Origin of the sequence: Agromyces sp. NPDC056389 (genome assembly GCF_042262385.1) — a bacterium.
Taxonomy (GTDB): domain Bacteria; phylum Actinomycetota; class Actinomycetes; order Actinomycetales; family Microbacteriaceae; genus Agromyces.
This window is the reverse complement of record NZ_JBHJPN010000003.1, coordinates 501,721-514,237: the sequence shown is the minus strand read 5'-3', so window position 1 is coordinate 514,237 and position 12,517 is coordinate 501,721. Positions and strand designations below refer to the sequence as shown.

Here is a 12,517-nt window from a genome sequence, read left to right as displayed (position 1 = left end):
GTGCTCGAAGTTGACTGCTACGCTCTTTCACATGCTCACAGCAACGCGACAGGCGCACATCCTGAATTCCCTGCGCACTGACGGCGAAGTCACCGTCGAAGAGCTCGCCGAGCAGTTCGGCGTCTCGCTCTCGACCATCCGCCGTGATCTCAACACCCTCAGTGCCGAGGGCCTGCTCCGACGCGTGCGCGGCGGCGGCAGCATCGAGCCCGACCAGATCCCGTTCACCGACGTCGAACGACAGCACCATCCCGAGAAGTCGCGCATCGCCGAGAAGGCCGCCGAACTCGTGGCCGAGGGCGACGTCGTCATCATCGACATCGGCACGACGACCGCACTGCTCGCCCGCCAGCTGCGCGGCCGGCGCATCACGGTCATCACCGCGAGCCTCGCGGTCATCGACGAGTTGCGAGACGACGACGTCGTCGAGCTCATCGTGCTCGGCGGTGCCGTGCGCAAGAACTACAACTCGATGATCGGCACGCTGACCGAGCAGGCGCTCGCGCAGATCCGGGCGACCACGTGCTTCCTCGGCACGAGCGGCATCCGGGCGAACGGCACCATCTCCGACACGACGGGCATGGAGGTTCCGATCAAGCTGGCGATGATCGAGTCCTCGCAGCGCACCGTCGTGCTCGCCGACGCGTCGAAGTTCCCAGGCGTCGGCGTGCTCAGCGTCTGCGGCCCCGAGCAGATCTCGGCGATCGTCACGAATGACGACGCGGATGCCGCGACCCTCGAGCTCCTCCGCGAGGCCGGTGTCGAGGTGATGGTCGCGTGAAGCTCACCATCATCGGGGGCGGCGGCTTCCGCGTCCCCCAGGTCTTCGAAGCCGTCTCGGCCGACCACGCACCCGTGCGCATCGACGAGCTGAGCCTCTACGATGTCTCCGAATCCCGGTTGCAGACGATCGGCGCGATCCTCGCCGGCCTCGCCCGCGAGAAGCGCCACGTCCCGACCATCACGCTGACGACCGACCTCGAAGAGGCCCTCCGCGGCGCCGACTTCGTCTTCAGCGCGGTGCGCATCGGCGGCACGCGCGGCCGCATCCTCGACGAGAAGACGGCGCTCGACCTCGGCGTGCTCGGCCAGGAGACGGTCGGACCCGGCGGGCTCGCGTACGCACTCCGCACGGTGCCGTTCATGACACGACTCGCCGAGACGATCCGCGATGTCGCGCCCGACGCCTGGGTCATCAACTTCACGAATCCGGCCGGCATCGTCACCGAGGCCATGCAGCGCGTGCTCGGCGATCGCGTCGTCGGCATCTGCGACACCCCGATCGGGCTCATCCGCCGCGCCGCCACGGCGGTCAGCGGGGCCCCCGATTCCGTCGCCTTCGACTACGTGGGCCTGAACCACCTCGGGTGGCTCCGCTCGATGACGACCGGCGGCGACGACCTCCTGCCTCGACTGCTCGAGTCCGACCAGGCGCTCGAGCGCATCGAGGAGGCCCGGCTCATGGGCTTCGACTGGGTGCGCGCGCTCGGAGCACTGCCGAACGAATACCTCTACTACTACTACTTCACGCGTGAGGCGACCGAACGCATCCGCTCGGCGCCGTCGACGCGCGGCGAGTTCCTCGACCGGCAGCAGTCGGCGTTCTACGAGGCGCCCGGCGACGACCCGCTCGCGACGTGGCTGAACGCCCGGCACGAGCGCGAGTCGAGCTACATGGCCGAGAGCCGCCCCGCCGACGAGGAACGCCTCGAGTCCGACGTCGACGGCGGCGGTTACCACGAGGTCGCGCTCGACCTCATGGCCGCCCTCGCCACCGGCCGGTCGTCGACCATGATCCTCAACGTCCGCAACAACGCCCTGGTGCCGCAGCTGCCCGAGGACGCGGTGGTCGAAGTGGGCTGCGTCGTCGACGGCGACGGCGTGCACCCATGGCCGATCGCGCCGGTCACGGGCGAGATGCTCGGCCTGATGACCCAGGTGAAGTCCGCCGAGCGACTGATCATCAGCGCCGTGCACGAGGAGTCCCGCGAGCAGGCCTGGCGCGCGTTCGCGGCGCATCCGCTCGTCGACTCGGTCGGCGTCGCGCGCTCGCTGCTCGACCGGTACCGCGAGAACTTCCCCGAGATCGGCGCCCTGCTGCCCTGATCGCGGCGGAGTCTGCACGCGCGAGAGCGGGTCGCCCCTGAGGGGGCGGCCCGCTCGTCGTTCAGTCCTCGACCGGGGCCGCCGCTTCCCTCGCGGGGGTGCGGATCGCCCAGATCACGCCGCCCACGGCGACGAGCACGAGCGGCGCCATGAGCGCCCAGTTCACCCAGTCGGTGCGCCCGGTCAGCAGGTCGAGGTTCGTCAGCATGAGCACGAGGCCGACGACGAGGCCGAGCACGCCGAGCGCCGGTGCGATGACCACCCGGAACACGCCGTGGCCGCGCCGATCGCGCCGGAAGAACGCGATGACGCTGACCATGCAGAGCGCCTGCAGCGCCACGATGCCGACGATGCCGACGCCGTTCGTCCACAGCAGCAACTGCAGGTACGGGTCGCCGTTGAAGACCAGGGTGACGACGATCAAGACGAGCGAGGCGATCGTGGTGACGATGCTGGCCCGCGCCGGCGAACGGTACTTCGGATGCGTCTGGCCGAGCTTGGCCGGCAGCACGCCGTCGCGACCGAGCGCGAACATGTAGCGCGACGTGGCGTTGTGGAACGCGATCGTCGCGGCGAGGATGCTCGTCACGATCAGGAGCCCCATGACGAGCACCGCCCAGCTGCCGAGGTACGACTCGGCGAGCATGAAGTAGAGCCCCTGGAAGACGTCGGAGACGGTGAACTCCGTGAGCCCGTCGACGCCCATCGCCGCGACGGCGACCCAGGCGATGAATCCGTAGAAGAGCGCGAGGAACCCGACCGCGAGGTACGTCGCCCTCGGCACCGTGCGCTTCGCATCGCGGGCCTCCTCGGCGTAGATCGCGGTTCCCTCGAAGCCGATGAACGCCCCGAGGGCCAGCACGAACATGCCGCCGCTGCCGAGGTTGAACACGTTGCCGGGGGCGAAGGGCTCGAGCGAGAAGTTCTCCGTGCCCTCTGTCACGAGCACCGCGACGGCGAGCACCACGAGGATCGCCACCTCGAGGATCATCAGCACGGCGAGCACGCGCGCACCGATGTCGATCTGGCGGTAGCCGAGGAACGCGACGATCGCCACGGCGATGAGCGCGTACACCGACCAGTGCAGGTCGATTCCGAAGGAGTCCGTGAAGGTCGTCGCCGCGTAGAACCCGAAGAAGCCGTAGAACCCCGCGCAGATGAGGGCGTACGACACGAGCGCCACGAACGCGGAGCCGACACCGGCCGGGCGCCCGAGGCCCCGGCCGATGAAGGCGTAGAACGCGCCGGCATTGCGCACGTACAGCGCGAACGCGGTGAGTCCCGCAGCGCACAGGATGTACACGACGCCACTGAACACGTAGGCGCCGGGCGCCCCGATGCCACCGAGGCGGAACGCCAGCGGCGCCGCCCCCGCCATCACGGCGAGGGGGGCGGCCGCCGCCACCACGAAGAAGAAGATGTCGAACGTGCCGAGCTTGCCTCGGGCCAATCCGTGTTGCTCGTCAATCGTCGTGGTGGTGGTCATGGTGCTCCGATCAATGCCAGGGGGACACGGGGATGACAGCGGTGAAGCGGGAACTGCGCGGTGCGGTGGTGCGATCGTGCGGTGTTGCGGTGCCGCTAGAGCGCCGGCCACCAGGCCGGGTCGGTCCAGAGCGCGAGCTCCTGCTCGAGTGCGGCACCGACCCGGAAGACGGTGGCGTCGTCGTAGGTGCGACCGACGATCTGCACCCCGGTCGGCACGCCGTTCGGTGCGATGCCCGACGGCACGGCGAGCACCGGAACCCGGCCGATCACGTTGAACGGCAGCGTCATGAGCTTCGAGAACACGTCGCTGCTGTCGGTGCAGGGCTCATCGGCCGCGAGGCCCGTGGTCGCGATCGTCGGGCAGATCAGCACGTCGTAGCCGGTCATGAGCTCGGCGAACGGGCGGTAGAACGCGGACTCGGCCACGAGCCCCTCGACGTAATCGCCGCCGCCGGCGGCCTTGGCGGCGAACGCGCGCGTGTAGGGCATGAGCTGCGCCGCCCGGTCGGGGTCGCCGTCGACGATGCTCTCGATGAACGGGCCCATGACGGCGCCGAAGTGCGGCCATGCCGCCTCGGCCACCCGCTCGTAGCCCCACGGCAGTTCCACCTCGTCGACGGTCGCGCCGGCGAAGGTCAGTGCCGCAGCGACGGCGCGGGTGTTCGCCTCGACGGCCGGGTCGACGTCGTACCCGCCGAGGTCGAGGCACAGGGCGATGCGGATGCCGCGGAGCGGCCTGACCTCGCCCGAGACCGCAGCAACCTCACGGAGCGATGCGGCGTCGCCGACCCACGGACCCGAGATCACGTTCTGCAGCATGGCCACGTCGGCGACGCTGCGCCCCATGGGCCCGTCGGCGCAGTAGGTGTCTGAGTTGAAGGGCGCCATGCCCGGCACGCGGCCGAACGGAGGCTTGAAGCCGACCACGCCGCAGAACGATGCCGGGATGCGGATCGATCCGCCGATGTCGGAGCCGGTCGCGAGCACCGTCGACCCGGCGGCGAGCACCGCGCCCGCGCCGCCCGATGAGCCGCCCGGCGTGAAGTCGGGGTTCCAGGGGTTGCGCGTGATGCCCCACAGCTTCGAGTGCGTCACCGGCGCGCAGCAGTACTCGGGCGTGGTCGTGCGTCCGTGGATGACGGCTCCCGCCGCCTGGATGCGCTCCACGATCGGGTGCGTCTCGTCGGCGATGTTGCCCTGCTCGAGCAGGCACCCGTCTTCGAGCAGTCGGCCCGCGATGGGCTGCTCGTCCTTCAGCATCAGCGGGATGCCCTCGAGCGCTCGCACCTGGTCGCCGGCCGCGAATCGCGCCTCGGAGACGACGGCTGCCGCTCGCGCCTCGTCGACCCACTGCTCGGTGACGGCGTTGATCGCCGGCTCGGTCGCCTCGGTGCGCGCGATCACCGACTCGAGCAGGTCGACCGGGGAGAGTTCCTTGCGCCGGAACAGCTCGGTCGCTTCGGTGGCGGTGAGCCGATACAGATCCATTCGGGTGGTGCCTTTCGTGCGTCCGTACAATGTACGGACGATACTGTTGCACGCATGCCGCCACGTCAAGAGCTTCCGGAGATTCGGCAGAATCTGACCCGACGCGACCTCACCTCGGCCGCGATCGCGCTGATCGAACGCGACGGCCTCAGCGCCTTGACCATGCGGCGACTCGCCTCCGAGCTCGACTGCGCCCCGATGAGCCTCTACACGCACGTGCGGAGCCGCGACGACCTGATCGATGCGATCGTCGACCACCTCATCGAGCACCTCGACCTGCGGCAACCGGGCGGCGAGTCATGGCAGCAGCTCGTGCGGCAGACCCTCGACCGCTATCGCGACCTCGCCGTGCAGCTTCCGAACTCGTTCGAGCTGCTCGCCCTGGCTCCGTACGACTCGTCGCCCGTCGCGCCGCACCTCGGCAACGTCGTCGCGAGCCTCGAGCACGCCGGACTCTCCCGCGAGAACGCGCGGCAGATCCTCGGCATCGTCGACGCCTATGCCTCGGGCTTCCTCGTCGTGTGGGCGCGCAGCCGGGCGCGGGCAGCCGCGCGCGAACCGGCCGACGACGAGCTCGGCATCACCGGCATGCGCGACCTCGAGATGTTCGATCGCGGCCTCGAGGCCCTCATCGCCGGCCTCGACGCGACGCTCGTGCGCGGCGAACTCCCCTGACGGGCCGGCTGCCGCTCCCCCTGCGACGCCCGATCAGTCGCCGACGAGGGCGGTATCCCACCGCTCCATGATCCAGTCGACCGTCTCCTCGGCGCTCTGCTCGGTCGAGTCGACCCAGAGGCCGACGGCCGGGGTCTCGGCGAGCCATCCGTCGAACACGCGAACCGCGTCGGCGAGCGTGCCGTCGCCGATCCATCCGTCGTACGCGCCGCTGCCGCGCTCGGTGTCGCGCCGCACGATCGCCTCGACGCTCGGCCGCAGCACGATGAGCGCGCGTCGGCCGCCCACGCGGTCGAGCTGGGCCACGACCTCGTCACCGAAGATGTTGTCGACGTGCACAGCGCTGATGCCCGCATCGACGAACGAGCGGCTGAGCATCGCGCCGTGGCGGTAGCGCAGGTCGAGCTGCGCGAGGGCTGCTTCGCTCGGCGGCTCGGCCATGTCCTCCCGCCCCGCCACGACCATCAACCAGAGCGCGTCGCCCTCGATGAACGCGCCGGGGCGAAGACGTTCGGCGAGCAGTCGGCCCACCGTCGACTTGCCCGATGCGGGGGCGCCGACGACGAGAATCGCGGTCGGCGGGATCGGGTTCGCGGTATCGGTCGGCTCGGGCATGACCGTCAGGCTATCGAACGGATGCCGCGGCTCCGACTACTCCCCCGCGGCACTCCACTCGAATCCCTCGGGGTCGGTGAACGACCCGGCGTCACCGGTGATGCGGATGCCGTGCGACCCCGAGCCCTCGGCGCCGACGCCGACGGTCTTGGCGAGCGCGCGTCGCTTGTAGAGGCCGAGGCCGATCGGGCTGCCCGGGGTCGCGAAGTCGACGTAGCTGCCGAAGCTCTTCGCGACGGAGAGCCCGCGCTCGACGTAGAACCGCTTGCTCGCGCCGACGTCTTCGGCGCCGAGGAGCAGCACGAGGTTGTCGATGGCGCGGGTGGCCGGGCCCGAGTCCTTCTTCGACGAGGTCGCGACCTGCCAGATCGCGCCGTCGGGCGCTTGCACGACGCCCCCGAAGCCCCACAGGGACTTCTCGGCGGGCTTCAGCACGGATGCCCCGGCGGCGACGGCGGAGTCGAACAGCGAGGTGACATCGGCCGGCTGCGACACGATGACGGACATGGTGAATCCGCGGAACCCGCTCGACGGGGCATCCGCTGCCCTCGTGCGGATCTGGGGCCCGAGCCCGAAGGCGTCGGCGTAGAAGCGCGAGGCCGCGTCGGGGTCGGCAGCGTCGAGCGTGATCGAGTCGATGGACGTGAGCTTGGTGGTTTCGATGTTCATACCGCCGACGATATTCACCGCGCTCGCGGCGCGCTTCTCAGATACTGCTCGCTTCGATCCGTCAGCCGAATGCGGCGATCGCGTCGGCCACCAATTGCCGCTCCGAGGGCTCGTCGTCGGCGGCGGGCGTGAAGCCCATGCGCACCACGACGAGGCCTTCCGAGGGCACCATGACGACCTTCTGCCCGTCGTGCCCGCTCATGTAATAGGTGTCGTCCGGCAGTTCGGGCCAGCGCAGGCTGCCGTCGGGCAGCACGTTCGTGCGGAAGCCCATCGCGTATCCGGGGTCGTCGGTCTCGTCGTGGTCGACGTTCGTGAGGGTCTCCGCCATCCAGCCGTCGGGCAGCAGCTGCGCGCCGTTCCACTCCCCCTCCTGCAGGGCGAACTGACCGAGCGCGGCCCAGTCGCGCGGCGCGGCCCAGAGGTACGACGAGCAGACGGGCGTGCCGGCTGCATCGGGCTCGAAGACGGCCGACGACAGGCCGAGTGCGCCGAGGATCGTCTGCCGCGGCAGGTCGGCGCCGAGGCCCGTTCGCTCGGCCAGCACCGAGCAGAGCAGGGTCGTGCTGCCGCTCGAGTACTCCTGCACCGTGCCGGGCTCGTGCTCGAGGGGCAGGCTCGCGACGTAGGCGCCCATGTCGGGCTCGAGGTAGAGCATGCGGGTGATCGGCGTGCCGAGATCGTAGGTCTCGTCCCATTCGAGGCCGCTCTGCATGCGCAGCAGGTCTTCGACGGTGATGTCGGCGCGCTCGTCGGTCCACTCCGGCCGCAAGTGGTCGTCGCCCAGCGCGACGACGCCCTGCGCCACGAGCATGCCCGTCATGAGCTCGGTGACGCTCTTCGACATCGACCAGCCGAGCTGCGGCGTCTCGGCGTCGAAGCCGTCGGCGTAGCGCTCGGCGACGAGTTCGCCGTCTTTCACGACGACGACCGCGCGAGTGCCGAGCGCCTCCTGGTCGGATGCCGCGAGCTCGTCGCCGAACGCACGGCTCATCGCCTGCTCGAGCGCGGTGCCTGCCTCGGCCGTCGGCGCGGCGGGCGCTGCGAGGCCGGCGAACGGGTTGCCCTGCGAATCGATGGCGGTCGCCGCGCCGAGCTGGGGCCGCTGATCGGCGAGCGTGCAGCCGAAGCCCTCGGCGTACCACGCGGTCTGGTGCGCGATGGCGCCCACGATCGAGGCCGTGGCCGTGCCCGCGTCGTCGTCGGCATCGACCTGCAGGTACGGCACGAGCGGGTTCGGCGGCAGGTCGGTGGCGGGGTCGTCGCGGCCGGCGACCTCGGTGACGGCGCACGCGTTGTGGGCGGCGTAGCCGGTGCCGGTCAAGAGGATCGGCTGCTGCCAGAGGTAGACCCCGGTGAACGCGGCGATGAGGACGAGAGCGGTGACGGCAACGATGACGATCACCCGGCGGAGGATGTGCACGAGCGGATGCTAGCAAGCGCGAGGCGCGGCGCCGAATCCTGTTCGGTTTCCACGGATGGCGGACTGATTCGCGCGCTGGACGCGAGCCTTCCCCACATTTTCGCCGCGACTGGCATCATCGTCCGGGAGCGATTGCGCACCACAGCACGACGACCCGAACAGCACGACGACAGAGGAGCATCATGACCGACCCGAACCTGCCCCAGGAGCCGACCGTTCCGACGCCGCCCGCAACCCCCGACTCCGTCACCGCGCCGCCCGCAGCTCCGGCAGCTCCTGAGGCATCCGCCGCACCGGCTCCCGCTGCACCGGCTCCGGCTGCACCGGCTCCCGCCGCGCCGGCCCCTGCCGACGCGTACGCCGCGCCCGGGACCGCGCCGTCGGTTCCCGGCAAGGGCCTCGGCATCGCGGGTCTCGTGCTCGCGATCGTGCTGCCCCTCATCGGCCTCATCCTCAGCATCGTCGCGAAGTCGCAGTCGAAGAAGGCGGGCGTGAAGAACACCCCGGCGACCGCGGGCATCATCGTCGGCGCGATCCTGACCGTGGTCGGCATCATCGTCACGATCGTCTTCATCGTGGCCGGCGCCGCGCTCGTCGGCGGCGTCGTCGACATGTGCAGCGAACTCGGCACCGGCGTCTGGGAGGTCGACGGCGTCACCTACACCTGCGGCTGATCCCAGCTCGCACGAAGCACGAAGCGCCGCCGGGCATTGCCGGCGGCGCTTCGTCGTTCTCGGGCGCCTCTATGATCATGGGGTGCAGATCCGACGGGGCGCCCAGGTCGTTCGGGCGTTCGCAATCGCCGCCGCCGCGATCCTCTTCGCGTCGCTGGCGCACACGATCGGAGGCGGCACGCCTCCTGGGCTCGTGACGATCGCCGTGGCGCTCGCATTCTCGGCGCCGTCCGCGATCCTCATCGTCGGCAGCCGGCGGAGCACGCCGCGCGCTGCCCTCGCCGCCGTGATCGCCCAGCTCGCGCTGCACGCCCTCTACTCGCTCACGCCGAGAACCGGGCTCCGCACCGCTGCTCCCGCCGCGGGGCATCCGCATGACCACTCTGGTTCTGCCGGGATGGTCGTGCTGACGGGTTCCCCGGCGCACGAAGAGCATTTCGGCCCCGCGATGCTCGTGGCACACGTGATCGCCGCCGTCCTCACGGTGTCGGCCGTGGTCCTGGCCGATCAGGTGCAGCGAGCCCTGAGCTTCGCCGCCTCGGGCATCCGGACCGTCTGGGTCCTGCTCAACGTCGCCCTCGTGTCGCCGCTGCGCGCGCACCTGGCTCCTGCGGCTCCGCGCGTCGTCGGGTCCGACGCGATGTCGCTCCTCTGCACTGCTCTGCGCTACCGCGGACCGCCGCCGCGGACGCTCGCCGCCCTCGCGGCGAATCGCTGACACCTCCGACTTCGCGACACTTCGCACACGCATCACTCGTGTGCACGTTCGCAGACCCTGAAAGCAGAGCAATGAACTCCAAGATCCGCACCTCCCTCGCCGCTGCCCTCGCCCTCGGCGCGGGCACCGCCCTCGCCCTCGCCGCCCCGCTCGCGGCGAACGCCCATGTCGGCGTCGAGTCCACCGAGACCGCCGCCGGCGCCTACACGGTGCTGAGTTTCGGCATCCCGCACGGCTGCGGCGAGAGCCCCACCACGAGGCTGACGTTCACGATGCCCGAAGGCGTCGACCGCGTCTCACCCACCGTCAACCCGGGATGGACGATCGAGAAGGTCGTCGAGCAGCTCGATGCTCCGAAGAAGGACTCGCACGGGGCGAATATCACCGAGCGCGTGAGTGCAGTCGTGTACACGGCGGTGACCCCGCTGCCGAGCGAGCTGCGCGACGTGATCTCGCTGTCGACGCAATTGCCGGCGGATGCCGCGGGCGAGACGCTCGCCTTCCCGGTGCTGCAGGAGTGCACCGAGGGCCAGACCGACTGGAGCGCAGTCGCCGCTCCGGGCGAGGCGGAGCCGGAGCACCCCGCCCCCGCGATCACGGTCACCGAGGCGAGCGGCGACGGCCACGGCCACGCGGTCGAGGCGGACGCCTCGGCCGAGCATGCGTCCGACACGGCAGGATCGTCGGCCGCGGCGGAGACCGGCTCCGACGACGACGTGGTCGCTCGGGTGCTCGCCGTCGGCGGGCTCCTCGTCGGCACGATCGGCGTCGTGCTTGCGGTCACCGCGCGGCGCGGCAGGAAGCAGGCGTAGCCCCGGCTCCGATACGAGGAACGCCCGGCCCTCGTCGCGAGCGCCGGGCGTTCTGGGAGCACTCGGTGATTGTGCACGGCGGCCGACGAGAGGATCCTGAGATCATGAGCGATCGCGAGGATTTCCTGATCTGGCTCCAGAGCGAGTTCGTGCGGGCCGAACGCGCCATGTTCGACGGCGACGACGGCCCGCGCCGTGCGATCTGGTCGGCCGATGAGCCGGTCAGCGTGCTCGGCGCCTGGCGCAACGCCTCGAATCGCTCCGAGCTGGTCGAGGCGTTCGAGGAGCTCTCGACGAGCTTCTCGAACTGCACCGACTACGCGTTCGACCTGATCGCCTTCGACGTGCTCGGCGAAGCGGCCTACACCGTGGGCTACGAACGGGCCTCGGCCTCGATCGACGGCGAGCCGCGCACCTTCACACTGCGCGCCACCCAGGTGTACCGCCGTGAGCCGAGCGGCTGGCGGGTCGTGCACCGGCACGCCGACAAGCTCGGGTAGCGGTCAGCCGAACGCGGCCACCGCACCGGCGGCTGACTCGCCGTCAATGAGGTCGGCATCGATGAGGCCGGCCTCGGCCAGCTGCGCCCAGGTCGCGGGAGCCGGTGGGGCTTCCCGCCACTCCACGATCTGACGAAGCTGGGCGGCGGACATTGCGCCCACCACCACCGTGCGCACGACGTCCGCGGCGGCGGCGAACGCCAGTGCCGCGGCGGGAAGGGTCGACCCGGACTCCGTCACGACGCGCTCGATGCGGCGTGCACGATCGAGCACCGCCGATGACGCGACGCCGTGATCGAACCAGGCGCCGTCGACGATCGGCGACTCGGCGAGGATTCCGCTGTTGAAGACCGACGCGTTGTCGATGCCGACGCCTCGGCGCCGACAGGCCGGGAAGAGGGAGCGGGCCGCGGACTGATCGAGCAGGGTGAACCGACCCGCGAGCATGATCCGGTCGAGGTCGAGTTCCTCGACCATGTGCCGCAACAGCTCGACGTTCCGGTTGCCGACGCCGATCTCACCCACCACGCCGGCCGCCCTGAACTCGGCGAGCGCACGGTACCCGTGGCCCATCGCCGTCTCGAGATGCTGCTCGGGGTCGTGCAGGTAGGCGATGTCGATGTGCTCGAGTCCGAGTCGTTCACGACTGGCCTCGAGCGAGTCGCCGATTCCGCGTGCACTGAAGTCCCACCGCCGGTGGAACGTGCGCGGCACGTGGAACCCCTCGTCGTCGAGCAACGCGTGATCGCGCTCGGGTGCGGGCACGAGGAGCCGCCCGACCTTGGTGCTGACGCGGAACTCGTCGCGGGGCTTCGTCGCGAGGAACCGGCCGAGCCGGCGCTCCGAGAGTCCGAGCCCGTAGTGCGGCGCCGTGTCGAACTGCCGGACTCCCGCCGCCCATGCCGCCTCCAGCAGCGCCGCGGCAGTGGCGTCGTCCATCGGGCCGCCGAGGTTGCCGAGTTGCGCAGCGCCCAACACGAGCGTCGGCCGACCGCTCACCGCGTCGGCCACGCGAAGTCCCAGACGAGCGTCGAATCCCCCACCGCCGACGCGCCGCCGGCAGCGGCGGCGTCGACGGGCGCGTCGTCGTCGGCGAGGAACGGAGCGACCTCGAGCTGCCACTTCGCGTTGACGGGATCGGCGTCGAGCGTGGCCTCCATCGTCGCCCGATCGACGACGACCACGTCGTGACGCAGCACGAGCCCGCTCCGGCGGATGCGCCACTCGAGTACGCCCGCATCACGCATCGCCGTGTCGAGCGCGGCCGGGATCGCCGCATGGAACGTCTCGTACGCCCGCTCCGCCCCGGGTCGGAGCGTGGTCGTGAAACCGTAGGCCTCAGTCATCCG

The 12,517-nt window shown here is 70.5% G+C and carries 14 protein-coding genes; 7 read left to right on the top strand and 7 right to left on the bottom strand.

Annotation, left to right across the window (positions count from 1 at the left end):
• The first annotated feature begins 31 nt into the window (after nt 1-31).
• Both ACFCVM_RS18490 and ACFCVM_RS18485 read left to right on the top strand, forming a co-directional pair.
• Entirely contained in the window at nt 32-781 is a 750-nt protein-coding gene (locus tag ACFCVM_RS18490) for a DeoR/GlpR family DNA-binding transcription regulator (protein ID WP_375838200.1), read from the top strand.
• Complete coding sequence (locus ACFCVM_RS18485) at nt 778-2,106, top strand: 6-phospho-beta-glucosidase (protein WP_375838199.1); 1,329 nt, start codon at nt 778-780, stop codon at nt 2,104-2,106. The genes ACFCVM_RS18490 and ACFCVM_RS18485 overlap by 4 nt, the downstream gene beginning before the upstream one ends.
• Before the next feature lie 61 nt (nt 2,107-2,167).
• Here ACFCVM_RS18485 and ACFCVM_RS18480 read toward each other — a convergent pair whose 3' ends face one another.
• The gene (locus ACFCVM_RS18480) at nt 2,168-3,592 is read right to left on the bottom strand and encodes an APC family permease (RefSeq protein ID WP_375838198.1); all 1,425 of its coding nucleotides are present in this window, start codon (nt 3,590-3,592) and stop codon (nt 2,168-2,170) included.
• Between the two features lie 95 nt (nt 3,593-3,687).
• The gene (locus ACFCVM_RS18475) at nt 3,688-5,082 is read right to left on the bottom strand and encodes an amidase (protein ID WP_375838197.1); all 1,395 of its coding nucleotides are present in this window, start codon (nt 5,080-5,082) and stop codon (nt 3,688-3,690) included.
• Nucleotides 5,083-5,136: 54 nt separating this feature from the next.
• On the opposite strand from ACFCVM_RS18475, the gene ACFCVM_RS18470 reads away from it, so the two are divergent.
• Entirely contained in the window at nt 5,137-5,757 is a 621-nt protein-coding gene (locus tag ACFCVM_RS18470; protein ID WP_375838196.1) for a TetR/AcrR family transcriptional regulator, read from the top strand.
• A gap of 33 nt (nt 5,758-5,790) precedes the next feature.
• Here ACFCVM_RS18470 and ACFCVM_RS18465 read toward each other — a convergent pair whose 3' ends face one another.
• From ACFCVM_RS18465 to ACFCVM_RS18455, 3 genes are all read right to left on the bottom strand, one after another.
• A complete protein-coding gene (locus ACFCVM_RS18465; protein WP_375838195.1) occupies nt 5,791-6,372 on the bottom strand; it encodes a hypothetical protein in 582 nt (193 codons plus the stop codon).
• Between the two features lie 36 nt (nt 6,373-6,408).
• Nucleotides 6,409-7,041, bottom strand: coding sequence for a glyoxalase (locus ACFCVM_RS18460; RefSeq protein WP_375838194.1), 633 nt, complete (start codon nt 7,039-7,041; stop codon nt 6,409-6,411).
• A gap of 61 nt (nt 7,042-7,102) precedes the next feature.
• Complete coding sequence (locus ACFCVM_RS18455) at nt 7,103-8,464, bottom strand: serine hydrolase domain-containing protein (protein WP_375838193.1); 1,362 nt, start codon at nt 8,462-8,464, stop codon at nt 7,103-7,105.
• Between the two features lie 182 nt (nt 8,465-8,646).
• On the opposite strand from ACFCVM_RS18455, the gene ACFCVM_RS18450 reads away from it, so the two are divergent.
• The 4 genes from ACFCVM_RS18450 to ACFCVM_RS18435 all read left to right on the top strand — a co-directional run bounded on the left by ACFCVM_RS18450 (nt 8,647) and on the right by ACFCVM_RS18435 (nt 11,168).
• Nucleotides 8,647-9,138 carry a DUF4190 domain-containing protein gene (locus ACFCVM_RS18450; protein WP_375838192.1) on the top strand — a complete coding sequence of 164 codons (492 nt, stop codon included), beginning with the start codon at nt 8,647-8,649 and terminating at the stop codon, nt 9,136-9,138.
• Between the two features lie 82 nt (nt 9,139-9,220).
• On the top strand, nt 9,221-9,856 hold the full coding sequence (locus tag ACFCVM_RS18445; RefSeq protein WP_375838191.1) for a hypothetical protein: 636 nt from the start codon (nt 9,221-9,223) through the stop codon (nt 9,854-9,856).
• A 71-nt stretch (nt 9,857-9,927) separates the two neighbouring features.
• Complete coding sequence (locus ACFCVM_RS18440; RefSeq protein ID WP_375838190.1) at nt 9,928-10,668, top strand: YcnI family protein; 741 nt, start codon at nt 9,928-9,930, stop codon at nt 10,666-10,668.
• A gap of 104 nt (nt 10,669-10,772) precedes the next feature.
• On the top strand, nt 10,773-11,168 hold the full coding sequence (locus ACFCVM_RS18435) for a nuclear transport factor 2 family protein (protein ID WP_375838189.1): 396 nt from the start codon (nt 10,773-10,775) through the stop codon (nt 11,166-11,168).
• A gap of 3 nt (nt 11,169-11,171) precedes the next feature.
• Here the strand turns inward: ACFCVM_RS18435 and ACFCVM_RS18430 are convergent, their stop codons facing one another.
• Both ACFCVM_RS18430 and ACFCVM_RS18425 read right to left on the bottom strand, forming a co-directional pair.
• Nucleotides 11,172-12,179, bottom strand: a complete 1,008-nt coding sequence (locus tag ACFCVM_RS18430; RefSeq protein WP_375838188.1) for an aldo/keto reductase — start codon at nt 12,177-12,179, stop codon at nt 11,172-11,174.
• The gene (locus tag ACFCVM_RS18425) at nt 12,164-12,514 is read right to left on the bottom strand and encodes an L-rhamnose mutarotase (protein WP_375838187.1); all 351 of its coding nucleotides are present in this window, start codon (nt 12,512-12,514) and stop codon (nt 12,164-12,166) included. Before ACFCVM_RS18425 ends, ACFCVM_RS18430 begins: the two co-directional genes overlap by 16 nt.
• Nucleotides 12,515-12,517 lie beyond the last annotated feature (3 nt).